Genomic DNA, 25908 nt, shown 5'->3' on the forward strand with positions numbered 1-25908 from the left:
CGCTCACCAGCTGACCCCGGCCGCCACCGGCAGATGGTCGCTGCCGGTGGCCGGCAGCACCCATGAGCTCTTCGGCTCCATTCCCCTGACCAGGATCTGGTCGATCCGTGCCACCGGGAAGTTCGCCGGCCAGCTGAAGCCGAAACCGTCCCCGGCCGCCTCCTGGGCCGAGCGGAGCCGCGAGGTGAGGCCGGACAACGCGCGGTCGTCGGTGGTGCCGTTCAGGTCGCCGAGCAGCACCAGGCGCCGGCTGCGGTCGGCGGCGACGACCTCGCCGAGCGCCCGCGCGCCCCGGTCCCGTGAGTCGGTCCAGAAACCTCCCCTGGGCATGAGGCGTACGGAACCGAGGTGGGCCACGTACACCGTCAGCGGACCCTGGTCGGTGGTCACCGTGGTGCGCAGCGCCCGGGTGTAGCCCAACTTCTCGTCGGCGGACTTGGCGTCGCCGAGCGGTCCGGCGTCCTGCTCGATGTCGACCGTCCTGGTGTCGGACAGGGGCAGCCTGCTCCACAGTCCGACCGTGCCCCGCACCGTGTGGTGGGGGTAGGCCGTCGCCAGTTCCTTCTCGTACGTGCCGCGGTCCTGTTCGGTCAGCTCCTCCAACGCCAGCACGTCCGCCCCGGACGCGGCCAGGTCGCGGGCGGTCGCGGCCGGGTCGGGGTTGTCGGCGCCGACGTTGTGGCTCACGAGGGTGAGGTCGGCGCCGGAGTGGGACTTGTCGACGAGCAGCCCGCCGTAGAGGTTCAGCCACACGGTCACCGGCAGCAGCAGCGCGACCACCGCGGAGGCGGAGCGGCGCCACAGCGCCCCGGTGAGCAGCAGCGGGACGAACAGCCCGCACCACGGCAGGAACGTCTCCACCAGACTGCCGAGGCTGCCGCGGTCCGTGATCTGCCCGTGGCACAGCATGACCAGGCCCAGCAGCAGCGCCAGGACCGCGAGCACCGGGCCGCGCTTCCAGGGCCCCGGCCGGGACCCGAGACGGATCACCCGGCGGACGCCCGCGAGCCGACCACCGGAGCCCGGCCCCGCCCGTCCGACCGCCTTCTCGCGGGTCTCCTCCCCTCCGGTCTGCGCTTCTCCGGTCTGCGCCTCTCCGGTGTGCTCCGCCGGGTCGACCTGCACCGTCGTCGTCTGTCCTCGCTCACCGCCGATCACTGCTGCGTCCTCGGGTCCTGCGTGGGGTCGGCGTACATCCGCGGGCAGCCTCGGCCGAGCCGGTGGTTCCGGTGGCTCTCTGTCGTCCTCGCCGATGGTGGAGTTCGCGTCATACGGCCAGTGAAGGCGGTGCGGTGTTGCCGGTGCGTATGCAGTTTTCGATATGCCGACGATATGTGTCGGCTCGTAGCCTGGAGAGCATGCGTGTGCTGATCGTCGAGGACGAACCCTTCATGGCGGAGGCCATCCGCGACGGACTCCGCCTCGAAGCGATCGCCGCCGACATCGCGGGAGACGGCGACACCGCCCTGGAACTGCTGAGCGTCAACGCGTACGACATCGCCGTCCTCGACCGTGACATCCCCGGACCGTCCGGTGACGAGGTCGCCAAGCGCATCGTGGCCTCCGGCAGCGGAATGCCGATCCTCATGCTCACCGCGGCCGACCGCCTCGACGACAAGGCCTCCGGCTTCGAACTCGGCGCCGACGACTACCTCACCAAGCCCTTCGAACTCCGCGAACTCGCGCTCCGCCTCAGGGCACTCGACCGCAGACGCGCCCACAGCAGGCCGCCCGTGCGGGAGATCGCGGGGCTGCGCCTCGACCCGTTCCGCAGAGAGGTCTACCGGGACGGCCGCTTCGTCGCCCTGACCCGCAAGCAGTTCGCCGTGCTCGAAGTCCTGGTCGCCGCCGAGGGCGGTGTCGTCAGCGCCGAGGAGCTCCTGGAGCGGGCGTGGGACGAGAACGCGGACCCGTTCACCAACGCCGTACGCATCACCGTCTCGGCGCTGCGCAAGCGGCTCGGCGAGCCGTGGGTCATCGCCACCGTGGCCGGTGTCGGCTACCGGATCGAGGGCGAGGGCCGTGGATAGGCGGCCCGGGCTGAGCGTCCGGCTCAAGCTCACCCTGAGCTACGCCGGCTTCCTCATGGTCGCCGGCGCCCTGCTGCTCGCCGCCATCGGGTACTTCCTCCTGGACCAGGGGTGGCTTCAGACCACCGAGCAGGGGGCGTGGAGAGCCACCCCGGGCACCGCCTTCGTGCGCGGTTTCGCCCCGATGGCGGTCACGGTCATGGCGTTTCTCCTGGTCTTCGGCCTCGTCGGAGGATGGCTCCTCGCCGGCCGCATGCTCGCCCCCCTGGACCGCATCACCCACGCCACCCGCACGGCCGCGGCGGGGTCGCTCGCGCACCGCATCCGGCTGCCCGGACCCCAGGACGAGTTCCGCGAACTCGCCGACGCCTTCGACGCGATGCTCGCCCGGCTCGAAGCCCACGTCGCCGAGCAGCGCAGATTCGCCGCCAACGCCTCGCACGAACTGCGCACCCCACTTGCCATCTCGAAGACACTCCTCGACGTGGCCCGCACCGACCCGGGCCACGACCGCGACGAGATCATCGACCGCCTCCACGCCGTCAACACCCGGGCGATCGACCTCACGGAGGCGCTGTTGCTGCTCAGCCGCGCCGAGCAGCGGTCCTTCACCCGCGAGCGGGTCGACCTGTCCCTCATCGCGGAGGAGGCCACCGAGACGCTTCTGCCCCTCGCGGAAAAGCGCGGCGTCACCCTCGAGACCTCCGGCGACATCGCCCCCGCGACCGGCTCGGAAACGCTCCTGCTCCAGCTGACCATGAACCTCGTGCACAACGCGATCATCCACAACCTGCCCGAGGGGGGCACGGTACGGGTCACGACCGGCGTCCGCCCCGGATCGGTGCTGCTCACGGTCGAGAACACCGGCGGGCACCTCGCCCTGGACCTCGTCCCCACCCTCACCGAGCCCTTCCGACGCGGCACCGACCGCGTCCACACCGACCACGCGGGCGTCGGCCTCGGCCTCGCCATCGTCAAGACGATCACCGAGGCCCATGACGGCACCCTGACCCTCACACCGCGCTCCAGCGGCGGGATCCGCGTCACCGTGGAACTGCCGGCGCCCCCTCCATGAGGAGGGCCCGACCGGGGCGAGCCGCTCGTCCCGCCGTTCGAACAGGATCGAATCCCTTGCCGCCCGCCCCGGATCGGCGCCTCATAGGAGGCTGGCGGACATCCCATGCCCCCTGAGCACGGACCAGTGAGGACGGCACCCATGGCAGCAGAGTCACCGACACAGACCGTGCAACGCCTGTTCCCGCTGCTCGCCGAAGGCAAGAGCGCGGAGGCCGCGGCGCTGTTCGCCGACTCGGTGTCGTTCTCCGTCCCGCACCCGCCGGGCATTCCCTGGGTGCCGAAGGTCGACTCGGCGGACGGCATGCGGACGTTCTTCGAGTTGCTCAAGGCCCATGTGCGGGCCAAGGAGTTCGAGCTGCGTCAGGTCATCGCCGAGGGCGACGACGTGGTGTTGACCGGGCGCATGGTCTCCGAGATCAGGAAGACGGGCCGGGACATCGACACCGCGTTCGCCCTGCACACCACGGTCCGGGACGGGCGGATCACCCGCTACCACCTCTACGAGGACACCTACGCCGTCGCCCAGGCCTGGTTCGGCACCTGAGAGTGCGCTCGCTACGCTCGGGCGCCATGCGGCAGACACGGCTCGACACCGACCGGATCCGCGCGGCTCGCCAGGTGATCGACCCGGCGTTCCTCGACACCCCGCTGTACCGCTGCGAGGCGCTGGAGCCCGGGCTCGGCTGCGCGGTGAGCATCAAACTGGAGACGGCGAACCCGGTCCGCAGCTTCAAGGGCCGCGGCACCGAGCTGGTCGCGAGCCGGCTCGCCGAGGACGGGCCACGGGCCGTGGTGTGCGCCAGCGCGGGCAACCTCGGCCAGGCCCTCGCCTGGTCCGCTCGCGGCCGTGGCCTCGACGTCACCGTCGTGGCGTCGCGCTTTGCGACCGAGGCCAAGCTCGACCGTGTCCGCGCGCTGGGCGCCCGGCTGGAGTTGGTCGACGGTGACCACGAAACGGCGCGTGAGCGGGCGGCGGCCCTCGCACGGCACGACGGCATCCGGCTGCTCGAGGACAGTCTCGACCTGGAGACCTGCGAGGGCGCGGCGACCATCGGCCTGGAACTCGTGGACCGCCCCGCCGCGGTCCCGCCGTACGACGCCGTCCTGGTCGCGCTCGGCGGCGGGGCCATGGCCACCGGCGTCGGTCATGTGCTCAAGGCCCTCGCCCCCGGGGTCGAGGTGATCTGCGTGCAGCCGCAGGGGGCGCCCGCACTGACCTTGTCGTGGCGGGCCCGGCAGGTCGTCACCACCGACGCGACCGAGACCATCGCCGACGGTGTCGCCGGCCGGTTCCCCATCCCCTCCGTCCTGGACGACCTCCTCCTGGTCGCCGACGACGCCGTCCTGGTCCGGGAGCCGTCGATCATCGCCGGGATGCGGCTGCTCCTCCACCACGCCGGTCTCGTCGTCGAACCGTCGGCCGCGCTCGGCATCGCGGCCATCCTGGAGGACCGCGCACGCTTCGCCGGCCGGCATGTGGTGACGATCGTGTGCGGCAGCAACGTCGACATGGGCTCCTACCACCGCTGGATCGGCGCGCCCCCGCAGCGGGGTGCCGCCACCTTGCTCAGGTCGGATCGCGGTGGGCGGGCGGAGCGTTGACGTCCGGGGCCGCTGTGTCCGGTTCGGCGTTCCGCGCCTCGTGCAGGACCTGGCGGGCCACTTCGCGCAGCGCGGACACGGCGGGCTTGTCCCGGTTCTCAGGGAGCCAGGCGAGTTCGGCTGTCGAGACGCCCAGCTCCGGGACGTCGACGTAGGTGAGGCCGGCCCGTGGGTACAGGCGGCGGGCCGCTGCGGGCAGGAAGGTGATCGCCTGCTGCTGGGTGACGGCGAGGACCATGCTCTCGGTGTCCCTGACGACCGGGCCGAAGCGGACCCGCGTACCGTCCGGGCGCGGATTGACCGTGAGGTGGTCCCACCACGAGCGCGGCACCTCCGGGGGCATGTCGACGACGACACGGTCCGCGAGCTGGGCGAGGGTGAGCACGTCCCGGTCGGCGAGCGGGTCGTCGGCGGGCAGACAGACCACGCGTGTCTCCGTGGCCAGGTGCAGGGACTGGATGCCCGGGGGCAGCGGGCCGCGGAGGAAGGCCGCGTCGACCTCGCCGGTGCTCAGCTTGCTGAACATGTCGACGAAGGACAGATTGCGGACCTCTGTCTCCAAGTCGGCGTGCGCGCCACGGAGTCGGGCGAGGATGGCCTGGGCGTAGGGCATGGCGGCCTCGGCGCCGAGGCTGCCGATCCGCAGCCGGCCGCGGGTCGTACCGGCGTGGATGTCGGCGGCCTGGAGCAGCCGGGCCATGGCGTCGACCACCGCCCTCGCCTCCTGGGCGAGGGCCTGGCCGGCGGCGGTGAGCCGTACCGCCCGGCCGCCGCGTTCGACGAGTTCGACATCCAACCGCCGTTCCAGCGACCTGATCTGCTGACTGAACGCGGGCTGGGTGACATAGACCCGCGCGGCGGCTCTCCCGAAGTGGAGTTCCTCCGCGAGGACGAGCAGCAGCCGGAGTTGGTGAAGGCTCGGTTCGCGCGTGGCACCAACCCCACGACCAGGTCTCATACAGGGAAGTTTATCGAGCGGGAGCCGATCCTCTCCGGCGACGATCTTCCGGTCCCGGAGCGGTCTGGACAGGATCGAATCAGTCGCCGGGCCGGCCCGGAGCCCGAGCGGCCCTTGCCGCCGAGGGGTCGGCAAGGGGGCCGGTGTCGCTGCCCGGTCCGGCGACCCGAGCAGCACCGCGCTGATCGGGTGCCCCCACCACCCTTGAGGAACGCCCTTGCTTCGCATCCACTTCGACTGGAGCGATCTACAGAACGTGCGGATCGCCCGGCAACCCGACCCACTGTGGGAGTTGATGTGCGCGATCTGCCGCTGGCAGACACACCAAGGACCACTGACATTCGGACACTGGCGCAGAGAGACCACCGAGCGGCTGACCCACGACGTCCGGGCCGCACACGCGTTGCGCACCCTGCGGACGTACGTCCCGACCTCCGGATACATTCCCGACTTCCTCACGCCCACGGTCACGGGTGAGGGGCTGGACGCCGGCCTGGAGGCCGTCCGGGCGACACCGCGTGACCGGCTGACGCTCGAACTGACCAGGCTCGCCGGTTCGACGCGCTTCCCACGACGGGTGAGAGGCCTGTACGAGCCGACCTTCGGTTCGCTCATGCTCGTGGCGGACGTCATGCGGCACTCGTTCCGCACGCTCCTGGAACCGTACTGGGAGCAGGTGCGGTCCGCGGTGAGCGACGACATCTCCCTGCGCACACGGACACTGCTGGACGGCGGGACCGCCGCCCTCCTCGGCGGTCTGCGTCCGTTCGCCCGCTGGAACCCGCCGTACCTCGACGTCGACTATCCCGTCGACCGGGAGTTACGTCTGGAGGGCCGCGGACTGATGCTCGTGCCCTCCTTCTTCTGCTGGCGCAGGCCCACGGCCCTCGCGGACCCCGGGCTCGATCCGGTGCTCGTCTACCCCGTCACCAAGCAGCCGATCGAGATCCTGCGCACCGGTGGGGAACGCCTGGACCGGCTGCTGGGCCGGACCCGCACCGCCGTCCTCGTCGACGTGGCGGGCCATCACGTCCGTACGACGACCGAGGTGGCGGTGTCCCTGGGACTGGCGCCCGCCAGCGCGAGCTATCAGATCGGTGTGCTGCGCGGGGCGGGCCTGATCGTGAGCCGCCGCGACGGAAAACACGTGGCGCACTCGGCCACGCCCCTGGCCCACAGTCTGCTGGCCGGCACCGGGGCGACGATTCGATGACCGTCGAAAGCATGGCCACGCCCGGGGGACTGTGCCAACGTCCCTGTGACCAGCGAGAGAACAGGGGAAACGCATGAACCTCCGCAAGCGTGTGCTGACCGTGGTGTTCCTGACGGCCACCGCTCTGGGAGCTCTCGGTGCACCGGCCATGGCCGCGCCCATGCCCTGGGAGACCAGCGGGACACCCACGACGGGCGTCACCGTGCAGTGCGGCGATCCCTGCTACCAGTAACCAGGTGCCCCGCCCCGCACGGTCGCCGACCACGACCCTGTGTGTCGGGGCTCCGCAACAGATGTCACCGGCGTGTCACAGCCCTCCCGGGCACCACAACTGCCGGGGGGACACCGGTGTCGAACCCTGCGTCGGAACAGACCAGCCGACGAACTGATGGACCATCAACCTTTCACGGGGGAAACAGACATGAGCTTCACCATGCGCACCGGCCGCCGTACCGCGGGCTCGGCCGCTGTCGCCGCCGCCTCGTTCCTGCTGCTGGCGGGCGCGGGCATCATGGCCGCGCCCAGCGCCTTCGCGGGTGTTCCCGGCGGCACCGCCGCGGCCGACCGCAACAGCGACTTCGACGGCGACGGCTACAACGACGTCGTCATCGGCGCTCCGGACGGCACCGTCGACGGCAAGGAAGGCGCCGGGTACGTCACCGTGCAGTACGGCGCGCCCAACGGCATCGGCACCAACAACACCGTGCCCAGGGGCGGCGTCCAGCTCGTGAGCCAGTCGTCCAAGGGTGTCCCGGGGACGTCCGAGTTCGGCGACCGCTTCGGGCAGGCCGTGGCCACCGGGGACCTCGACGGCGACGGCTACGACGACCTGGTCGTCGGCGCGCCCGGCGAGGACGAGGGCACGGTCGAGGACGCGGGCCGGGTGACGGTCCTGTACGGCTCCGCGAAGGGCCTCGACGCCGAGCGCACGTCGAGCATCACCGCCGCCCGGCCGACCGCCGACGCCCGCTTCGGCCTGGCCCTGGCCGCCGCACGGTTCACCGGGGACATCGACGGCGACCAGCTCACCGTCCTCGACCAGGCAGGCCTGAACGTCTTCACCTACCACGCGGGTGTCCTGCGCCAGGTCGGCACCCCGCACTCCACCGGTCACGCCCTCAACGGGGCCTACCTGACCACCGGCGACTACGACCACAACGGCTTCGCCGACCTCGTCGTCTCCGGCTACAGCGCCGACGACGACTACACCAAGGGCTGGTCCGCGCTGTACGCCGGCGGGACCGAGGGTCTCGCCTACCAGCGCGACCTGCACGGCGGTCTCGGCTCGGCCTCCGGCGACATCAACGGCGACGGGTACGACGACCTCGTCGTCGGCCAGCTCAGCGCCGTGGACGAGTCCACGGGCGACGCGAACGCGCTCGGCGGCCTGGTCGGCGTGTACTACGGCGGCGAGGACGGCCCGTCCGGCACCCAGGGCCCCGACAGCGGCGCGCAGTGGTGGTCGCAGAACTCCCCGGGTGTGCCCGGCACGGGCGAGCGCGGCGACGCCTGGGGCAACGACTTGTCCGTGGCGGACGTCGACGGTGACGGCCGCGCCGACGTGGCGGTCGGCGCGCCCGGCGAGGACGTGGGCCAGGTGGCCGACGCGGGCGCGGTGTGGCTGCTGCGCGGCTCGAAGGCCGGGCTCACCGGCACCGGTGCCCAGTCCTTCGACCAGAACACCGCCGGCATCCCCGGTACGGCCGAGGCGAGCGACGCGTGGGGCGCCCAGGTGCGGCTGGTGGACACCGACGGCGACGGCCGCAACGAGCTCGTGGCCGCCGCGCCGGACGAGAACGCCGGCGACGGCGCGGTGTGGCTGCTGCCCGCGAGCGGGAGCGGGCTGCGCGCCGACGGCTCCTCGTCCTACGGGGCCGCCGCTCTCGGCGGCAACGCTCACGGCGCCCACTTCGGTTCGGTGATCGACGAGTAGTCGTCCGCCGAGGCAGGAGGGCAACGAGAGCAACGAGCCGCGGGGTGCGGCTCGTTGCTCTCGTCTCAGCCGAAGCGCAGGACGCGCGGGGCGAAGGTCCCTTCGGGGCCGTCGGCGCAGCCGACCGACCACACCTGCGCCGTGCCCGGGACAGGCGCCAGCCGCAGTGTCCTGGAGTCTCCCTCGCCGGCCACCGCGGGTTCCTGGTACTCGGTGAACGACACGCCGTTCCAGGCGAGGAAGTCCGGCCCGGGGACCAGCGGAGGGGTGCTGCCGGGCGGGCCCCACTTCTGTGAGCGGGCCACCGCGACCCAGCCGAGCCCCCCGGACGCGGTGGGCGCGAGTGAGGTGATCCCGCCGAAGTCGGTGGGCACGGTCACCCGGCTCCAGGTCTGCCCGTCGAAGCGGACCAGCAGGGGCGGGATCGGCCGCCCCGGCGGGCCGCCGACGAACCCCGCGGTGCCGCCCGCCCACACCTGTGTCGGCGAGACCGCCAGCACGCTTCCCACGGCCGACCGCGGGAAGCCGTCCACGATCGTCTGCGTCCACATCTGTCCGTCCCAGTGCGCCACCGCCGCGCCCGAGTTGGTCTCGCCCGCGGCCCAGACGTCGTCGGCCGCCAGGATGTGCAGGCCGTACACGGATCCCGGCGGCACCGGGACGTCCCGCCAGCCGTTCCCGTCCCGGCGCAGCAGGGCCTGAGTCCCGTCGCGCGTACCGATCAGCCAGGTCTCACCGCCACCGGCGACGACCTCCGTCGGCAGGACACCTCGCGGCGGCCGGGTCTCGTACCAGGTGACGCCGTCGGAGCGCAGGAGCCGGGCGCCGCCCGCCGCGTCACGGCCGACCGCCCAGATCGTGGTCGCCGAGGTCGCCGCCACGGACAGCAGCTCTCCCTGCCAGCCGGGTCCGGGCAGACTCTGGCGCTGCCACGCGGTGCCGTCCCAGCGCAACACCAGCGGGAAGCCCGGCGCCTCACGGCCGACGGCGTCGGCGCCGACCGCCCACGCCCGGTCCGGCCCGGTCGCCGCGGCCTCGTTCAGCGCGGCCTGGGGGCGGACCTGGGCCGGGAGCGGCATGTGCTGCCAGGACGTGGTCTCCGCCGCGGCCGAGGTCATGAGCGGCAGGGCGGTCAGGGCGACGGCGAGGGCCGTGACGAGAAGTCTGCGGGTCATGGTCAGCCTCCCAGCCGCTCGCTCATCAGGTTCGGTTTCGAGCCGTAGATCTCGGCGGTCCCGAAGGACAACAGCGTGGAGCCGGCCCTCGCGAGGACGCTCGGTCTGACGTCGATCGCGTCGGTGCGCTCGGGGCCGTAGGAGAAGGTGGCGCGCGGGCCGTCCACCCGGGCGTACCTGGACTGGAACGCGCGGTCGCTGCGCATCGGCAGCCACAGCGCGCCGTCGGGGCCGCGCACCATGCCCTCGGTGTGGGTGTCGCCCAGGGGCGGGTAAGTGGTGTGCCAGGCATGCCCGTTGAAGGTCGTCAGGTAGGTGCGGGACACGCCGTCGGTGTACTGGCTGCCGCCGATCGTGATCCGGCCGGAGGGTTCGAGCAGGATCGTGTGCACGTTGCTGTCGGCGGGCAGCGGCACCTTCGCGTCCCGCCACACCGCGCCGTCCCAGTGCAGGACGATGGTGCCGGTGTCGGTGTCCGCCCAGGCCCAGGCGTCGTCGGCGGTACGCGCGGTGATCCCCATCAGGAACAGCACGCCGTCCGGGGTGGATTGCGTGGTCCAGCCGGAGCCGTCGTAGTGCAGCACCTTCAGGCCGGTGTCGTCCTCGCCCACCACCCATGCGGCGCCCGGTACGGCGGCGAAGTCCTGGTAGGTCCACAGGGTTCGGGGCAGCGGGACGGCGCTCCAGCCGTTCGCCGACCGGCGCAGGATCTCCCCCGCTCCCGCACGGTTCTGGAAGATCCACACCTCCTCGCCGACGAACTGCACCTTGCCGAGCCAGCCGAGGTCGTCGGCGCCGGGGAAGGAGGTGTCCCGGCTCCACGCCGTGCCGTCCCAGCGGTACAGCATCGGCCGCAGTCCGTCGGCGGCGTGCTCGTACCCGGTCGCCCACGCCTCGCCCGGCCCGCGGGCGGCGAGATCGGACACGGTCACCGGCGGGGCCGCCGCCGGTACCGGGAGCGCCGACCAGCCGGGGTGGGGAGGCGCGGCGCGCGTCGCGGCCGAAGCCGAGGCCGGCGACACGATCGCGGCGCACGCCAGGACCAGACAGAGGATGACCGCACGGAGACCGTTCACGAGACCTCCCAGACTGCGAAGGTCGCACACCGTACGGGCGTTCACCCTCCGGTGAACAGACGGCATTCGGCCATCACGGGCCCCGTCGGCCCCTCGTCCTGGTCAGTGGCCCGGCCGCAGGGCGTCCAGCAGCAGGGGCAGGGAGCGGTGGAGTTCGCGCTCCCAGTAGGGCCAGTCATGGGTGCCGGGACCGTAGAAGTCGGTGGTGAGCCGTACTCCGGCCGCCTTCAGCCGGTCGGCGACGGCGTGGTTCATCTCGTTGAGAACTGCCTCCAGGTCGTCGTGGGCCCCGGGCGGGTCGAAGGGGCCGGCGGTGCCGTCGCCGCTCGACAGGAAGACCGGCGTCGGGCGCAGCCGCTTCGCGAGGTAGTAGGGGTCGTGCGCCTCCCAGATGGGACGCTGGGCCACCGGGTCGCCCCACATCGCGAGCGGGTCCTCGCCGTACCCCTTCAACAGGTCCATCAGGCCGTACGGGAAGTCGCCGTACAGCGGATGCACCACGCCGCTGTAGCTCGCCGCCGCCCGGAACATGCCGGGGTGGTGTGCGGCGTAGAGCAGGCTGCCGAGGCCGCCCATGGAGAGCCCGGCGATCACCCTGCGGTGGCCCGCACCGTAGCCGTGTTCCAGCAAGGGCAGCAGCTCCCGCAGATGGAAGGTCTCCCAGGCCGGGGAGCCGCCCTTGCCGTGGTTCCACCAGTCGCTGTACCAGCCGTACTCTCCGCCCTCGGGCATGACGACCAGGGTGTCCCGCAGCTGTGGCGTGGTCGCGACGTCGGTCTCGCGGGTCCAGCTGTCGTACGTGTCGCAGCAGCCGTGGAGCAGGAGCAGCACCGGCCAGCGCTGGTTCTTCCGGCGTTCGTCCCAGCCGTCCGGGGTCAGCAGCCGGACCTTGGCGGTGCGGCCCAGAGCGGGTGAGGAGACGGTCAGGTCGACCAGCCGGGCCCCGGCCTTCTCCTCCGCCACGACGCGGGCGCCGCCGGGTCCGCCGCCCTCCTCACCGCCTGCCGCCGCGGTCGCGGTGCCTGGCAGAATCGCCATGACCAGGGCGATCAGGGCTGTCCAGATCATCAGTCGGGCACGACCAGGGCGCACAGTGAGCCTCCACTCCGAGCGAACCGCCAGTTGCGGATCGGTGCCACCGGGGAGCGTACGGACCGTCGGGATACGGGTCACTACGCCAGACTGCTGAAGTTCGGCGGAAGGCAGAGTTCCGGCGGCAGTCGAGAGCGAGGAGTGCACCTTTGGAACGGATCTTGGTGGTGGGTGTCACCGGTGCGGGCAAGTCCACGCTGGCCCGCGCCCTGGGCGGTCGTCTGGGCCTGCCGTACCACGAGATGGACGCGCTGTACTTCAACGGCCCCGACTGGGCCGTCAACGACAGCCTCACCGAGGACGTGTCCCGGCTCACCGCCGAGCCCCGCTGGGTCATCGACTCCCTCGGCTACCCGGAGGTCCGCGACCTGCTGTGGGAGCGGGCCGACAGCGTGATCTGGCTGGACTACCCCAAGCACGTCGTCATGCCTCGCGTCCTGCGCCGATCCTTGCGGCGCACCGTCACCCGCGAGGCGCTCTTCGGCGGCAACCGGGAGACCTGGCGGGGCTGGCTGAGCCGGGAGCACCCGGCCTGGTGGGCGTGGTCCCAACACGGCCCCCGCCGCCGGGAGATCGACCGCCGCGTCCGCGATCCCCGCTTCGCCCCGCTGGACACCCTCCGCTTCGACCGTCCCGGCGCCGCCGAGACGTGGCTGGCGTCCGTCTGACCGACGACGGGCTCAGGTCGGAGGGCGTCCGGATCCCGAGCCGCAACGGGCGTGCGCTTCACCCGAGTTGTCCAAGGCGCAGGTGGTCGGCGAGGGCCTCGGGATGGTCGGCGGCATAGTGCCGTACGACCGCTTCGAAGCTCGCGTCGGGCAGCAGGCGCAGGTGCGTGGCGCGGCTGTTGTCGAAGTCCGCGGGCCAGGAGCCCACGACGGCCTCCACCGCCGGATCGGGGGTGAGGGACACGAGATCCGCGGTCCTGGCGCCGGCCAGCCGTCGCAGTGTGTCGAGCATGTCGGCGACCGAGACGGTGAGCGCGGGCACGTTGACCGGCGTCGGTCCCTGGATCTGTCCCGGCCCGCTGCCGTGCCCTGTTTCGGCGATGCGCAGCAGGGCCTGGACCGTGGTCCGCGGGGAGGCCAGGGCGAGCCGCATGTCCGGGGCGACGGGGCAGACGGTCGGCCGTCCGGCGAGGGGCTCGCGGACGATCGCGGAGACGAAACCGGACGCGGCCGCGTTGGGCCTTCCCGGTCGTACCGCCACCGTCATCAGCCGGGCCACGCGTCCGTCGACGTAGCCGCGGCGGGTCATGTCGGCGATTAGGTGCTCGCACATCAACTTCTGCGTGCCGTAGCTCGATCGCGGTGTCGGCAAGGTCGTCTCGCTGACCGTCGTCGAGAGGTCCCCCGCCACCGGGCGGCCGTAGACGGCGATGCTGCTCGTGAAGACCACCCGTACCGTCGGCCCGCCGGTCGCCGACTGTGCCCGCGCCGCTTCGAGGAGCGCGCGCGTGGCGTCCACGTTCACGCGCATCCCGAGGTCGAAGTCGGCCTCGCACTCGGCGGACACCGCCGCGGCGAGATGGAACACCACGTCCACCGGCTCGGCGAACACCTCGGCCAGGCACCCGACCAGGTCACCGGTCACCACCCGCGCGAGCGGGTCCACGGCTGGCCCGTCATCGGGCGGAGCCTCGCGATCGACCAGCACCAGCCGGGTGATCGGTGCGCCGGCGAACGTCCGTGCGCGCAGGAGTTCCCTCACCAGCAGGCCTCCCACGAACCCGGACGCGCCCGTCACGACGATCCTCATCCGCCCCTCCACCTCACCAGACGGTCGCCCGCTCACACCATGGCGCACCCCGTCGCCTTCCGACACCCGCCGTGAGGCCGGAGACGGTACGTACATCAGAGCGCTTCGTGCGGCGCGAACGGGTGGACTCGTACGACGGGGGCCCGTGCGAAGAACGCGCGCTCACGGCGCGGATGGTGACGTGACTGCCTCGCCCCAGACCTGGAAGAGGCACCGAGACGTGAGACGACGTATCCCCGCCCGCCGTGTCCTCGCCGCAGCGCTGCTCGTGGCGTCCCTGCTGACCCCGCTGGCGGCGGTCCCCGCCACCGCCGCCCAGCCGCCCGGCACGAGCGTGGGTGACGACTGTCCCCCGCACGAACTCGATCCGAAGCTGGTCACGCGGCTGGACCGGGCCATCGAGAAGGTCCGCCGGGAGGCCGGCATCCCCGGCGTCGTCGCCGGGCTGTGGATGCCGGGCAAGGGCAGCTACGTCCGCGCCACCGGTGTCGCCGACAAGGCCACCGGCCGGCCGATGACCTCGGACGTGTTCGTCCGGATCGGCAGCGAGACCAAGACGTTCACCGTCACCGCGCTGCTCGAACTCGTCGACGACGGCCTCATCAAGCTCGACGACCCGATCTCCCGGTACATCCACGGCGTGCCCAACGGGCATCGGATCACGCTGCGCCATCTCGCCGAGATGCGCAGCGGCCTCTACCCCTACACGGCCGACGCGGACTTCCAGCACGACCTGCTCAGCGACCCGGCACGGCACTTCACCCCACGGGAGGTCCTGGCGTACGGCTTCAAGCACAAGAACACCTTCGCGCCGGGCACGAAGTTCGAGTACTCCAACACCAACCTCGTACTCCTCGGTCTCGTGGTCGAGAAGGTCAGCGGGCGCTCCCTCACCCACGTCCTCGACGAGCGGGTGCTGCGGCCCGCCCGGCTGTCCCACACACTGCTCCCTCGGGACTTCGAGTTCCCCCGGCCGCACCCGCGCGGGTACACCAACCAGACGCTGACCGGTGAGGTCGCCGACAGCACGGACTGGAACCCCAGCTGGGCGTGGGCGGCCGGGGCCATGATCTCCGATCTGCACGACCTGCGCCGCTGGGCGAAGGTCGTCGCCACCGGCACGCTGCTGCGGCCCAAGACGCAGGCGGAGCGGCTCAAGATGCTCCCCACCGGCTTCCCCGGCACCAAGTACGGCCTGGGCATCTTCGAGAGCGGCGGCTGGATCGGGCACAACGGGTCCATCCCCGGATACGAGACGGTCACCGTCTATCTGCCCTCGAAGAAGGCCACCCTGGTGCTGATGATCAACACCGACATCTTCTCCCAGGGCCAGGAGCCGTCCACGCTGCTCGCCCGGGCGATCACCGAGGTCGTGACCCCGGACCACGTGTACGCCCGGCCGATCCCCCCGAAGTAGGGAGAGTCGCCTCCGCCATGAGCCTCACGGGCAGCCCTTCACGGTCCCGCCCTCACCGCCACGGCCGTCACCGCACTCCTCGCGCTTCTCCCCCTCGGCACCCCGGTGGCCGCGGGCGGGAACGATCACCACCGGCCGTGTGCCGAGTCGCCGCCACCGGCTCAGGGCCCGGCACGCACCATCGTGCGGATCGCCGAGCGGGCCAAGGCCGAGATGGATCTGAAGTCCGTGATCGTCCGGGTCACCGTCGACGGCCACGAGGTCGTCACCACCGCGCTCGGCAAGTCGATGACGGGGGTCCCGGCCGATCCCGCCATGCACTTCCGCAACGGCAACATCGCCATCAGCTATCTGGGCACGGCCCTGCTGCGGCTGGTGGACCAGGGCCGGGTCGGTCTCGACGACCGCGTCGCGCGCTGGCTCCCCGATCTCCCGCACGGCGAGAAGATCACGCTGCGCATGCTGGCCGCGTCCACCACCGGACTGGTCGACTACGTCCGCCTCCCCGCCTTCCAGAAGGCCGTCGCCGCCGACCCGTTCCGGCAGTGGACGGCCAAGGAGCTGGTGGCGCTGTCCACCAGCAAGCCCCGCTGGTACAAGTCGGGCACCAACTGGAGCTACTCGCACGCCAACTTCGTCCTCCTCGGTGCCGCCCTGGAGAAGATCACCGGGACACGGTTGGACGTCCTGCTCCAGCGGGAGGTCATGGGCCCGCTGAGGCTGCGCGAGACCCGCAACAGCTTCACGCCCGACATCCCGACGCCGGTCCTGCACGCGTTCACCGACGACCGGGGGACGTACGAGGAATCCACGTTCTGGAACCCTTCCTGGACCACCGCACCCGGCGCGGTCCAGACCACCGACATCTGTGACCTGGCCCGCTCGGCCGCCGCCATCGGCTCGGGCGAGCTGCTCTCCCCCGCCTCGTACAAGGAGTTCCTGAACCCGGGGACGGTCGGTCTGGGCCACGCCACCCGCACCTGCCCGGCCACGGTCTGTCTCGCGAACACCGCGGCCACCCACTACGGCATGGGCGTGCTGGTCCTGGGCGACTGGATCTCCCAACACCCGCTGTTCTTCGGCTACTCCGCCTCCATGGACTACCTCCCCGCCGAGCGACTGGCGATCGCCGTCTCCACCACCCAGGGCCGCGAGGCACCGGACGGCCACAGCGCCCACACCATCGCCCAGCGGCTCGCCGCCGCCCTGGCCCCGGACCACCCGATCCCCGACTTCGGCTGAGGCACCCCGGCCGGGGCTGTCCGGCAGCGCGCGACATACGGCGGCGGGGGTCTTTCAATGGAGGGGTGAGCACTCTTGGGTGGATCGCCGCGGCCGGACTGTCGGCGCTGCTGGGCGCCGCTTCACCCGGACCCTCGCCGCCCCCTCCACAGCCCCCGCCCCAGCTCGACGACACGGAGGTCCAGCGGGCTGTCGACCAGCTGGACGGCGTGGTCAAGGCAGCGATGAAACGCACCGGGACCCCGGGCGTGGCGGTCGCCGTGGTGCACGACGGCAAGGTGATCCATCTCAAGGGCTACGGGGTCCGCAAGGCGGGCGAGAAGGCCGCCGTGGACGCCGACACCGTCTTCCAGCTGGCGTCCGTCTCGAAGCCGATCGCCTCCACCGTGGTCGCCGGAGCAGTGGGCGTGGAGGGCTGGAACCAGCCCGTCGCCCCGAACCTGCCGGACTTCCGTCTGAAGGACCCGTGGGTCACCTCCCATGTGACGGTCGCCGACCTCTTCTCGCACCGCAGCGGCCTTCCCGACCATGCCGGGGATCTCCTGGAGGACCTCGGCTACGACCGCGAGTACATCCTGTCCCACCTGCGCCACGAGCCGCTGACCCCGTTCCGCGCGAGCTACGCCTACACCAACTTCGGGCTGACGGCCGCCGCCCAGGCCGTCGCCGACGAGAAGGGCGTCTCCTGGGAGAAGCTCGCCGAGGACACCCTCTACAAGCCGGCCGGCATGGACTCCACCAGTTCCCGCTTCGAGGACTACGCGAAGGCCGCCGACCGGGCCTGGGGCCACGTCAAGACCGCCGACGGCGAGTGGAAGGCCGAGTCCGTGCGGGACCCGGACGCGCAGTCCCCGGCCGGCGGCGTCAGCTCCAGCGCCCGGGACATGGCGAGGTGGCTGGAACTCCAGCTCGGCGACGGCAAGCTGGACGGCAAGCAGGTCATCGACGCCGAGGCCCTGGAACGCACCCACTGGCCCGAGGCGGTCTCCAGTCCGCCCCACGCGGCGGCCGGCCGGACCGGCTTCTACGGCCTGGGCTGGAACGTGAGTTACGACGACGCAGGCCGGCTCAAGCTCTCCCACACCGGAGCGTTCGCGCTGGGCGCGCACACCAACGTCACCATGCTGCCGGGCGAGGATCTGGGCATCGTCGTCCTCACCAACTCCTCGCCGGCCGGGGTCGCCGATGCCGTGGCCCTCGACTTCTTCGACATCGCGGAGAAGGGGAAGGTCAGCCGCGACTGGATCCCCTTGGTGGACGCGCTGTACCAGCAGCAGGCGGACGAGGGCCGCTCGAAGACCGACTACGCGCACCCGCCCTCCGGTGCCGCGCCCGCGAAGGCGGCCGACACCTACACCGGCACGTACGAGAGCGACTACTACGGGCGGGCGCAGGTCGTCGCCGACGCCAAGGGCCGCCTGACCCTGCGGCTGGGTCCAAAGCCGCAGTCGTACCGGCTCACGCACTACGACGGTGACACCTTCAGCTTCGAGACGGCCGGCGAGAACGCGGTCGGCCGGACCGGGGTCTCCTTCGATCCGGGCAAGAAGTCCTTCACCGTCGAGTACCTCGACGCCGAGGGGCTGGGCACCTTCACGCGGGCCGCATAGATGTGCCGGGCGCTCACCCGCTCGCCGCCTGCCTCACCGCGCGGGGTGAGGCGCCCAGTTCCCTGCGGCACGTCTTGTTGAAGGCTTGCAGGTCGGCGATGCCAACGGCCGCCGCGATGGCCGGGATGGCGAGGGTCGAGGCGTTCAGGAGGTGCCGGGCGCGCTCCATGCGACGCTGTCTGATGTAGCCGACGACCGTGTACCCGGTGTCCTCGCGGAACAGACGGGTCAGATGGGTGTGCGAGACACCCGCGGCGCGGGCGACCGCCGGGATGGTCAGGGGGCCGGCCAGGTGTTCCTCGATATGGGCCATGGCCGTGCGCAGGGCGGGGTGGCGCGGGCTCGGGCTGTCGTCCGCGGAGCCGGTCAGGGTGGTCGTGCGCCACAGCACCGTCCACAGCTCAGCCGAGGCGCGCAGCGGGGACTGGGTGCTCGCCGCCACCGCCTGACGCAGCAGCCCGCTCAGCGCGGCCGCGTCCGCGCCGGTGTCCTGCATCGCCGGAAGCCGGCGCCGCTCTCCGCTGCCGGGCAGCCGGAAGTGGGCGTAGAGGTGCTCGCAGCGCGGGGCGTCGTAGTGGAAGTGCACCTCCGTGTCCGGCGGCACCAGGCTCAGATGCCCGGGCCGGATCGGGTGCGCCACCCCGCCGAACTCCAGGGTGCCGGAGTAGCTGTACAGATGGAGCTGCCACAGCCGCGGCAGCCGGAACACCTCGTGCGGCCCGGCCGCCCCGTGCACGCCCACACCGGCGTTCGCCACCTGGGGCGGCATGTCGAGGGCCAGTTCCACCTGTTGCCGCATGGTGGAAAATTACCAGCAGTCGTCGATTACGGCCCATTGCGGGAGAGGTGGTCGAACCTAGGCTCGGCGTATGCCAACCACACCTCAGCTGCTGAGCAGCGTCCAGGTGGCGCGGTTCGTGGCGCACGGTTTCCTGCGTCTCGACGGCGTCGTCCCGGCGGAGATGAACGAGGAGGCGCTTCGCGTCTTCACCGCCGGTCTGCCGGTCGTGCCGTACGGCACCCCGGTCCCGAAGGCCTTCCCCGAGGGCTCTTTCGCTCGCAGGCTCGTCGAACTGCCCGTCGTGGCCGGGGCGTTGGAGAGCCTGGTCGGCCCGGACCCGACCGTCGACCACCACTTCGTGCACACGCGTGAGCCGCACGAGGGCAGCGCCCAGCCGCTGCACGCCGACGCCCTCATCGACGTCCGCCCGGACGCGTTCGACGTGCAGCTCATGTACTACCCGCAGGACGTCACCGCGGACATGGGCGGCACCCTCGTCGTACCGGGCAGCCATCTGCGCCGCACCAACGAGTCGGACACCGGCCGTTACCAGAACCTGCTCGGCCAGACCCGGCTGACCTGTTCCGCCGGCACGGTCATGCTGCTGCACCACGGCATCTGGCACGGCGGGCGGCGCAACGACAGCGACACCGTCCGCCACATGTACAAGATCCGCTTCAACCCGACCGTGCCACAGGTACGGCTGTGGGACGTATCGGATCTGAACTCCCCTGCCGTGTCGGCGGAGTTGAGCCACACCTTCCCCTGGTACGAACCGGCGACCGGCCGGCTGGAGATCCACAACCGGATCCACCTGTGGCGCGCCCTGAGCGGCGACGGTGACTTCGACATCGACCACTGGGCCACCCGTATCGCCAACCGGCCCGCCCTGAGGAGCCAGGCATGACCGTCACGGACCACGAGACGACCCGGATTCCCGCGGGCGCCATCCGCCAGCAGGTCCTCGTCCTGTACCTGTCCACCTCCGCCCTCGACTCGAACGTGGTCGGCTGGGCCCGCTACGACGGCACCGGCACCACCCGTCCCACCACCGGCGACAGCGACGAACCGCCGTACACCACCGGCGTCGCCGCCCTCCAGGACGGCTGGCGGCTCTTCCAGGCCGCTCAGCTCATCCCGCCCCACCCGGGCGCGGAGCACCAGACCTCGTTCCTCAAGCACGAGTTCTTCTTCGAGAAGCTCGTTCAACTGTGAGGCCCTGAGGAGTTGTCAGTCCGAGCCCGGCAACCGGCCGAGGGCGTCGCGCAGTTGGGCGCGGCCGGTGATGCCGAGCTTGGGGAAGATCTTGTGCAGGTGGAAGCCGATGGTGCGCGGGGAGAGGTAGAGCCGGGCACCGATGTCCCGGTTGGTCAGGCCCTCCGCGGCGAGTTGGGCGATCTCCAGCTCCTGCGGGGTCAGCCCGGCCAGGGCGTCGGCCGGGGCGGCGGGGGTCACGGGAACGCCCGCCGCGCGCAGTTCCGCGGTGGCCCGCTCGGCCCAGGGGCGCGCGTCCAGTCGTACGAAGGTGTCGAGGGCGGCCGTGAGATGGGGGCGGGCATCGACGGCGCGGCGGCGGCGACGCAGCCACTCGGCGAAGTCGAGGCGGGCGAGGGCGTGTTCGAAGGGCCAGCGGGCGGCTGCCGGGTCGTCGGTCGCCGCGCGGAAGTGGGGCTCGGCGTCCTCGGGTTCGCTCAGCAGGGCCGAGGCGCGGTGCACGATCGCGGCCAACCGGGCGGAGCGCGGCTGTTCGAGGGTGCGGCGCACGGCGTCGAGCACGGTGCGGGCGTCGTCGGTCCGGCCGGCGCGGACGGCCGCGGCGGCGAGGTCGGCGAGGTGGTAGAGGGAGGCGTGGTAGTGGACGGGGGCCGGCCGGTCCTCGTCGGTGAAGGCGCGGCGGAGCTGGCCGTACGCCGTCTCGTGGTCGCCCTCCGCCGACGCCGCCAGGGCGAGCGCGTGGCGGTGCCGCACGTACAGGCTGCGGGACGCACGCAGGTCCCGGCCGCGGACGGCGTCCGCCACCTGGGCCCGGGCCCCGGCGTGGTCCCCGCGGGCGGCGCGCAGGGTGGCCTGGAGGAGCGGTGAGCCGACACCGACGTTGTCCGCGCCCGCCTCCGTCGCCAGCCAGAAGGCCTCCTCGGCGGCGGCCAGGGCCGCGTCCCAGGCGCCGCTCTCGAAGTGCGCGAGGGCCAGGGCCTGCGCGACGGTGCAGTTGGCGCCGGCGGTGGCGGCCCGGCGCAGATGGTCCATGGCCCGGCCGAGCAGGCGTACGGCCTCGTCGGTCTCGTCCAGGATCCAGGCCGCGCCGCCGAGAGTGACAAGGGCGGGCAGGGTGCGGTCCGTGTCCTGCGGCAGGGTGTCGACGGCGTGGGCCAGGTTCTTCAGCGTCCGCCGCCGGTCGGTGAACGGCTGGGTCGCCGCCTGAATCCAGACCCGGTCGGCCCCGTCCGGCTGCGATGCGAGGAGACCGTCGATCCGCTGGATCTCGTGCCGGTGGCGGGGGTCGCCCGAGTTGTACACCGGGGTCGCCGCCGTGCCCAGCGCGCTGAGGGCGAGGGCCGGTGCCGCCGTGGCCATGGACGCTGCGACGGGGAGCAGGAAGGCGAGGGAGTCGTCGTGGCGCAGGGTGACGGCGAGGGACCAGCCGGCGCGCAGGGAGGCTTCGGCGAGGAGTTGCGGGTCGTCGGTCAGCGCGGTGACGCGACCCGCGATCTCCCCGACCCATTGCGGGTGGCCCGCGTACATGGCGGACTCCGCTGCCAAGAGCAGGCGGCGGGCGCGGGTGTCCGGGTCCGGGGTGAGTTCGGCGGCGCGTTCGAGCGCGGTCGCCGCGGCCGCGTGTCCGCCTCGGTGCTGGAAGCGGCGCGCGCTCTCGGCCAGGGCTTCGGCGATCTCCTCGTCGGGGCCGAGCGCCGCCGCGGCGAGATGCCAGGCCCGGCGGTCGGGTTCATGCGCGAGGGCGGCAGCGAGGGTCAGGTGGGCCGCACGGCGTTCGGCGAAGGTGGCCGCCTGCTGGACGGCCGAACGGACCAACGGGTGGCGCAGCCGTACCCGGCCGTCGTCGACCCGCACCAGGCCCGCCTGCTCGGCCGACTCCCACACCTCCGGCCCGCCCACACCCGGGACGTCCGACAGCTGAGCGGTACCCGCCGCCGCCACCAGCAGGAGAGCGCGCCGCGTCGCGGACGGCAGCGTGGGCAGGTCGGCGGCGAACAACTCCTCCAGGCGTGCGGTCAGCGGGAGGGAACCGGCCGCCGCGAGCTCGCGGCCGGCCGGATCGCGGGTGAAGGCGCGCGTGAGTTCGATCAGGGCGAGCGGATTGCCGGCGGCCTGCGTGAGGATCTGCGAGCGGACCCGGCCCTGCGGCCTCCGCGGCTGGGCGTCCAGCAGCCGTCCGGCCGCGGCCCGGTCCAGCGGGCCCGCGCTCAGATGCGGGAAGTCGCGGTCGAAGCGGGCCGGGACCGATCCGTCACGGGCCGCGAGCAGCAGCGACACGGGTTCTCCGTCCAGACGCCGGGCGGCGAAGGCGAGGACGTCCAGTGAGCCGACGTCCAGCCACTGGGCGTCGTCGACGGCGACCAGCAGGGGACGCTGCGCCGCCGTGTCCAGGAGCAGGGTCAGCACCGCGGTACGGATCGTCAGCGCGTCGGGGGCCGATGCCCCGTCCGCGCGGTCCATGCCGAGCGCGTGGCGCAGGGCGTCGCGCTGGTGCGCGGGCAGCCGGTCCACGCCTGGGAGCACCGGACGCAGCAACTGGTGCACCCCTGCGAAGCCGAGGTCCTGCTCCCCTTCACAGCCCCGTACGCGCAGCACCCCGCGGCCCCGCTCCGACGCCCGCGCGACCGCCTGGTCGACCAGAGCGCTCTTGCCCGCGCCGGGCTCACCGGTCAGCACGAGCACGCGGGGTCCGGTGCCGTCCGCCGCGTCGATCAGCCGCGCGATCCGCGACAGCTCCCGCTCTCTGCCGAGTAGCGCGGGGCCGTCGTCCGGCCCGGCACCGAAGTCGCTGCTGTCACTGCTGTCGCCGAAGCCGCTGAAGCCACCGAAGTCCATCAAATTCCGTTCCCGCCCGCCCCACTCGCACCCCATCCTGCCAGGTCGGCCTCGGAGACCGGTCATATGACAGAAGCGGGACCCGCCACCCCGCTGACAGCATCGGACAGCGGGCAGGGCACGTGGATCGGGGGTGCGGCAGTGCGTGGCGAAAGGGACCATTCCGCCATGGCGGACGCGGGCGAGGGTGCGGTGCGGCGGCGCGGCCAGGTGTTCTGCACGAGTTCGGTGCCCGCCCGCGAGAGTCTGGAGTTCTGGCACGACGCCGTACTCGCCACCTTGGTCGGAATGGACATCCGCACGAAGAGCGGTACGTACGACGCCACCATGCGCACGGACCGGCTGGGCGAGCTCCGTCTCACGACGGTCGACTGCGATCCGGGGGAGGTCCACCGGAACTCCGGTCACGTCGCGTGTGGGGACGGCACCCAGGTGTTCGTCGCCGTGCAGGCCAGTGGCACCGCCCAGGTCGAGCAGGACGGCCGGTACACGGAACTGCGGCCCGGTGACATCGCGTTCTTCGAGACCGTCCGCCCGTACCGGACCCGGTTCCCGGAGCGGTTCCAGCTGAAGATCTTCGCCGTGCCGCGTGGCCTCCTCGGCCAGCCGGAGGCGGCGCTCGGCCGGATCACGGCACGGGCGATCCGTCCGGTGAGCGGGCTCGCCGCACTGCTGTCACCGTTCATGGCGCGTCTGGCGGACACCTCCGAGAGCTACACCGGGCCGGTGGCCGACCGGGTGGCCGACAGCGCCGTCGGTCTGTTGGCCGCGACGGCCGCGCAGCAACTGGGCGAGGACCCGGCCGACCTGCCCGGCGCCGAGCGGGTGCTGCTGCTGCGCGTCCAGCGGTTCATCCGCTGGAATCTTGCGGACGCGGACCTCACGCCCGCGGTCATCGCCCGGGCCCACGGCATCTCCGTGCGCTATCTGCACCGGCTCTTCGAGCAGGAGGGCACGACGGTCGGCCGCTGGATCCGCCGCCTCCGGCTCCAGGAGTGCCGCAGGGAGCTGACCGACGCGGCGAGCATGGGCAGCGTGGCCCGCCGCTGGGGCTTCAGCGGCACCCCGCACTTCGGACGGGCGTTCCGCCGGGAGTACGGCACCTCCCCCACCGACTGGCTGCTGGGGGAACGTGCGGATCACGCCCTGGAGGCGTCATGAGGGCGCCGACGCGCGGGGAGCGGTCCTTCTCGGCCGCGTACGGCGATGTCGAACTGGTCGTCCGCGCGGACCCGGAGTTCTGGCGGGGCTCCCTGCGCCTGCTCCACCTGGGCATGCTCCAGATCGCGACCGAGGAGTCCGACGCGGTGGAGGTCGTACGGACCGCCCGAGACGCGACGGCGGACGGCAGAACACACCTCTTCGCCCGCCTCCAACTCGAAGGCACCGCGCTGGTGTTCCAGGACGGTCGCCGCGCGCGTCTCCGCCCGGGAGACCTGGCCTTCCACGACGCCGGCCGGCCCTTCAGCCTTGCGTTGCCGGAACGTCAGCGAGCCCATGTCCTGATGATTCCCCGGCAGTTGGTGCGGCTGAGTGAGGCGGACATCGGCCGGGTCATGGCGAGGACCATCGGGGCGACTGTCGGGGCGGCGGCGACCGAGGACCCGGCCGCGCTGCTGCTTCCGCTGCTGACCGGGCTGGTGGACGAGATCGACGCGGCCACACCGGCCGCCCGCGAGGAACTCGCCCGCGCTGTCACGGACTTGCTCGCGGCCCTGGCCGCCGCTCAGCTGACCGGCACCGGGCACCAGCGGCCTCCGGCCGGCTCGGGGGAGACCGCGCTCTTCGAACGCGTCAGGACCACCATCGAGACGCGCCTCGGTGAGCCCGAGCTCTCCCCCAGGGTCCTCGCCGAGGCGCACGGCATCTCCCTGCGCTACCTGCACAAGCTCTTCCAGGAGCGGAGCACCACGGTCGGCGCGTGGATCCGCCGACGCAGGCTCGAAGCCTGCCGAGCCGAACTCGCCCGCCCCTCGGCGGCCGAGCGCTCCATCGCGGCCGTGGCCGCCCGCTGGGGTTTCGCCAGCCCCGCCCACTTCAGCCACACCTTCCGCAAGGCGTACGGGATGTCCCCCGCGCAGTACCGCGCGCAGGGACACAGCAACTGACGAGGCGTCCGTCCGCGACCTCGCCCCGCGCACACCCGGGACGTCCACCCATGCACGCCCGCGACTTCGACCCGCGCACGTCCGCGACGTCGACGCATGCACGCTCGCGACCTCGACGCGTGCATGTCCGCGACCTCGATACGTGCATGTCCGCGACCTCGACACGTGCATGTCCGCGACCTCCACCCGTGTACTGGCAGACCGAAGCCCCTGCACGCCCGCAACCTCCACCCAAGCACGCCCGCGACCTCGACCCGCGCACGTCCACGGCGTCGACGCATGCACACTCGCGACCTCGCCACGTGCATGTCCGACAACCTCGACACGTGCACGTCCGCGACCTCCACCCGTGTACTGGCAGACCGAAGCCCCTGCACGCCCGCAACCTCCACCCAAGCACGCCCGCGACCTCGACCCGCGCACGTCCACGGCGTCGACGCATGCACACTCGCGACCTCGCCACGTGCATGTCCGACAACCTCGACACGTGCACGTCCGCAACCTCCACCCGTGTACTGGCAGACCGAAGCCCCTGCACGCCCGCAACCTCCACCCAAGCACGCCCGCGACCTCGACCCGCGCACGTCCACGGCGTCGACGCATGCACACTCGCGACCTCGCCACGTGCATGTCCGACAACCTCGACACGTGCACGTCCGCGACCTCCACCCGTGTACTGGCAGACCGAAGCCCCTGCACGCCCGCAACCTCCACCCAAGCACGCCCGCGACCTCGACCCGCGCACGTCCACGGCGTCGACGCATGCACGTCTGCGACCTCCACCGT

At 72.2% G+C, this 25908-nt stretch carries 23 protein-coding genes; 15 read left to right on the plus strand and 8 right to left on the minus strand.

What is annotated here, in order from left to right:
- Window positions 1-3: 3 nt before the first annotated feature.
- Window positions 4-990 carry an endonuclease/exonuclease/phosphatase family protein gene (locus OG866_RS02725; RefSeq protein ID WP_329343892.1) on the minus strand — a complete coding sequence of 329 codons (987 nt, stop codon included), beginning with the start codon at window positions 988-990 and terminating at the stop codon, window positions 4-6.
- A gap of 368 nt (window positions 991-1358) precedes the next feature.
- On the opposite strand from OG866_RS02725, the gene vanR-Sc reads away from it, so the two are divergent.
- The 4 genes from vanR-Sc (at window position 1359) to OG866_RS02745 (ending at window position 4709) form a co-directional block, all read left to right on the plus strand.
- On the plus strand, window positions 1359-2030 hold the full coding sequence (vanR-Sc, locus tag OG866_RS02730) for a VanSc-type vancomycin resistance response regulator transcription factor VanR (protein WP_329331723.1): 672 nt from the start codon (window positions 1359-1361) through the stop codon (window positions 2028-2030).
- Complete coding sequence (locus OG866_RS02735) at window positions 2023-3105, plus strand: sensor histidine kinase (RefSeq protein ID WP_329331724.1); 1083 nt, start codon at window positions 2023-2025, stop codon at window positions 3103-3105. The genes vanR-Sc and OG866_RS02735 overlap by 8 nt, the downstream gene beginning before the upstream one ends.
- A gap of 141 nt (window positions 3106-3246) precedes the next feature.
- Window positions 3247-3651 (plus strand): nuclear transport factor 2 family protein, encoded by a 405-nt coding sequence (locus tag OG866_RS02740; protein ID WP_329331725.1) that lies wholly within the window; start codon window positions 3247-3249, stop codon window positions 3649-3651.
- 26 nt (window positions 3652-3677) lie between these two features.
- Window positions 3678-4709 carry a threonine ammonia-lyase gene (locus OG866_RS02745; protein WP_329331726.1) on the plus strand — a complete coding sequence of 344 codons (1032 nt, stop codon included), beginning with the start codon at window positions 3678-3680 and terminating at the stop codon, window positions 4707-4709.
- Here OG866_RS02745 and OG866_RS02750 read toward each other — a convergent pair.
- On the minus strand, window positions 4675-5667 hold the full coding sequence (locus tag OG866_RS02750) for a LysR family transcriptional regulator (protein WP_329331727.1): 993 nt from the start codon (window positions 5665-5667) through the stop codon (window positions 4675-4677). The two genes, OG866_RS02745 and OG866_RS02750, sit on opposite strands and share 35 nt — an antisense overlap.
- Window positions 5668-5884: 217 nt before the next feature.
- Here OG866_RS02750 and OG866_RS02755 point away from each other — a divergent pair, with 217 nt between their 5' ends.
- The 3 genes from OG866_RS02755 to OG866_RS02765 all read left to right on the plus strand — a co-directional run bounded on the left by OG866_RS02755 (window position 5885) and on the right by OG866_RS02765 (window position 8813).
- Entirely contained in the window at window positions 5885-6880 is a 996-nt protein-coding gene (locus tag OG866_RS02755; RefSeq protein ID WP_329331728.1) for an ArsR/SmtB family transcription factor, read from the plus strand.
- Between the two features lie 73 nt (window positions 6881-6953).
- Complete coding sequence (locus OG866_RS02760) at window positions 6954-7112, plus strand: hypothetical protein (protein WP_329331729.1); 159 nt, start codon at window positions 6954-6956, stop codon at window positions 7110-7112.
- Window positions 7113-7301: 189 nt separating this feature from the next.
- The gene (locus tag OG866_RS02765; protein WP_329331730.1) at window positions 7302-8813 is read left to right on the plus strand and encodes an FG-GAP repeat protein; all 1512 of its coding nucleotides are present in this window, start codon (window positions 7302-7304) and stop codon (window positions 8811-8813) included.
- Window positions 8814-8878: 65 nt separating this feature from the next.
- On the opposite strand, the gene OG866_RS02770 is transcribed toward OG866_RS02765, so the two are convergent.
- The 3 genes from OG866_RS02770 to OG866_RS02780 all read right to left on the minus strand — a co-directional run bounded on the left by OG866_RS02770 (window position 8879) and on the right by OG866_RS02780 (window position 12132).
- Entirely contained in the window at window positions 8879-9988 is a 1110-nt protein-coding gene (locus OG866_RS02770; protein WP_329331731.1) for a hypothetical protein, read from the minus strand.
- A 2-nt stretch (window positions 9989-9990) separates the two neighbouring features.
- On the minus strand, window positions 9991-11064 hold the full coding sequence (locus OG866_RS02775; RefSeq protein WP_329331732.1) for a hypothetical protein: 1074 nt from the start codon (window positions 11062-11064) through the stop codon (window positions 9991-9993).
- A gap of 102 nt (window positions 11065-11166) precedes the next feature.
- Window positions 11167-12132, minus strand: coding sequence for an alpha/beta hydrolase (locus OG866_RS02780; RefSeq protein ID WP_329331733.1), 966 nt, complete (start codon window positions 12130-12132; stop codon window positions 11167-11169).
- 173 nt (window positions 12133-12305) lie between these two features.
- Between OG866_RS02780 and OG866_RS02785 the strand changes: the two genes are divergently transcribed.
- The gene (locus OG866_RS02785; RefSeq protein ID WP_329331734.1) at window positions 12306-12824 is read left to right on the plus strand and encodes an adenylate kinase; all 519 of its coding nucleotides are present in this window, start codon (window positions 12306-12308) and stop codon (window positions 12822-12824) included.
- Between the two features lie 58 nt (window positions 12825-12882).
- Here the strand turns inward: OG866_RS02785 and denD are convergent, their stop codons facing one another.
- Window positions 12883-13914, minus strand: coding sequence for a D-erythronate dehydrogenase (gene denD / locus OG866_RS02790; protein WP_329331735.1), 1032 nt, complete (start codon window positions 13912-13914; stop codon window positions 12883-12885).
- A 220-nt stretch (window positions 13915-14134) separates the two neighbouring features.
- On the opposite strand from denD, the gene OG866_RS02795 reads away from it, so the two are divergent.
- From OG866_RS02795 to OG866_RS02805, 3 genes are all read left to right on the plus strand, one after another.
- Window positions 14135-15331, plus strand: a complete 1197-nt coding sequence (locus OG866_RS02795; protein ID WP_329331736.1) for a serine hydrolase domain-containing protein — start codon at window positions 14135-14137, stop codon at window positions 15329-15331.
- Between the two features lie 183 nt (window positions 15332-15514).
- Window positions 15515-16573, plus strand: coding sequence for a serine hydrolase domain-containing protein (locus OG866_RS02800; RefSeq protein ID WP_329331737.1), 1059 nt, complete (start codon window positions 15515-15517; stop codon window positions 16571-16573).
- A 65-nt stretch (window positions 16574-16638) separates the two neighbouring features.
- Window positions 16639-18183 carry a serine hydrolase gene (locus tag OG866_RS02805; RefSeq protein WP_329331738.1) on the plus strand — a complete coding sequence of 515 codons (1545 nt, stop codon included), beginning with the start codon at window positions 16639-16641 and terminating at the stop codon, window positions 18181-18183.
- Window positions 18184-18196: 13 nt separating this feature from the next.
- Here the strand turns inward: OG866_RS02805 and OG866_RS02810 are convergent, their stop codons facing one another.
- Window positions 18197-18982, minus strand: a complete 786-nt coding sequence (locus tag OG866_RS02810; RefSeq protein ID WP_329331739.1) for an AraC family transcriptional regulator — start codon at window positions 18980-18982, stop codon at window positions 18197-18199.
- A 70-nt stretch (window positions 18983-19052) separates the two neighbouring features.
- On the opposite strand from OG866_RS02810, the gene OG866_RS02815 reads away from it, so the two are divergent.
- Window positions 19053-19871 carry a phytanoyl-CoA dioxygenase family protein gene (locus tag OG866_RS02815; protein WP_329331740.1) on the plus strand — a complete coding sequence of 273 codons (819 nt, stop codon included), beginning with the start codon at window positions 19053-19055 and terminating at the stop codon, window positions 19869-19871.
- Window positions 19868-20179, plus strand: a complete 312-nt coding sequence (locus OG866_RS02820) for a hypothetical protein (RefSeq protein ID WP_329331741.1) — start codon at window positions 19868-19870, stop codon at window positions 20177-20179. Before OG866_RS02815 ends, OG866_RS02820 begins: the two co-directional genes overlap by 4 nt.
- Window positions 20180-20194: 15 nt before the next feature.
- On the opposite strand, the gene OG866_RS02825 is transcribed toward OG866_RS02820, so the two are convergent.
- The gene (locus tag OG866_RS02825) at window positions 20195-23014 is read right to left on the minus strand and encodes an ATP-binding protein (protein ID WP_329331742.1); all 2820 of its coding nucleotides are present in this window, start codon (window positions 23012-23014) and stop codon (window positions 20195-20197) included.
- 168 nt (window positions 23015-23182) lie between these two features.
- Between OG866_RS02825 and OG866_RS02830 the strand changes: the two genes are divergently transcribed.
- Both OG866_RS02830 and OG866_RS02835 read left to right on the plus strand, forming a co-directional pair.
- A complete protein-coding gene (locus OG866_RS02830; RefSeq protein ID WP_329331743.1) occupies window positions 23183-24175 on the plus strand; it encodes a helix-turn-helix domain-containing protein in 993 nt (330 codons plus the stop codon).
- Window positions 24172-25122 (plus strand): helix-turn-helix domain-containing protein, encoded by a 951-nt coding sequence (locus OG866_RS02835; RefSeq protein ID WP_329331744.1) that lies wholly within the window; start codon window positions 24172-24174, stop codon window positions 25120-25122. Before OG866_RS02830 ends, OG866_RS02835 begins: the two co-directional genes overlap by 4 nt.
- Window positions 25123-25908: the final 786 nt, after the last annotated feature.

It is taken from the genome of Streptomyces sp. NBC_00663 (assembly GCF_036226885.1).
Taxonomy (GTDB): Bacteria; Actinomycetota; Actinomycetes; order Streptomycetales; family Streptomycetaceae; genus Streptomyces.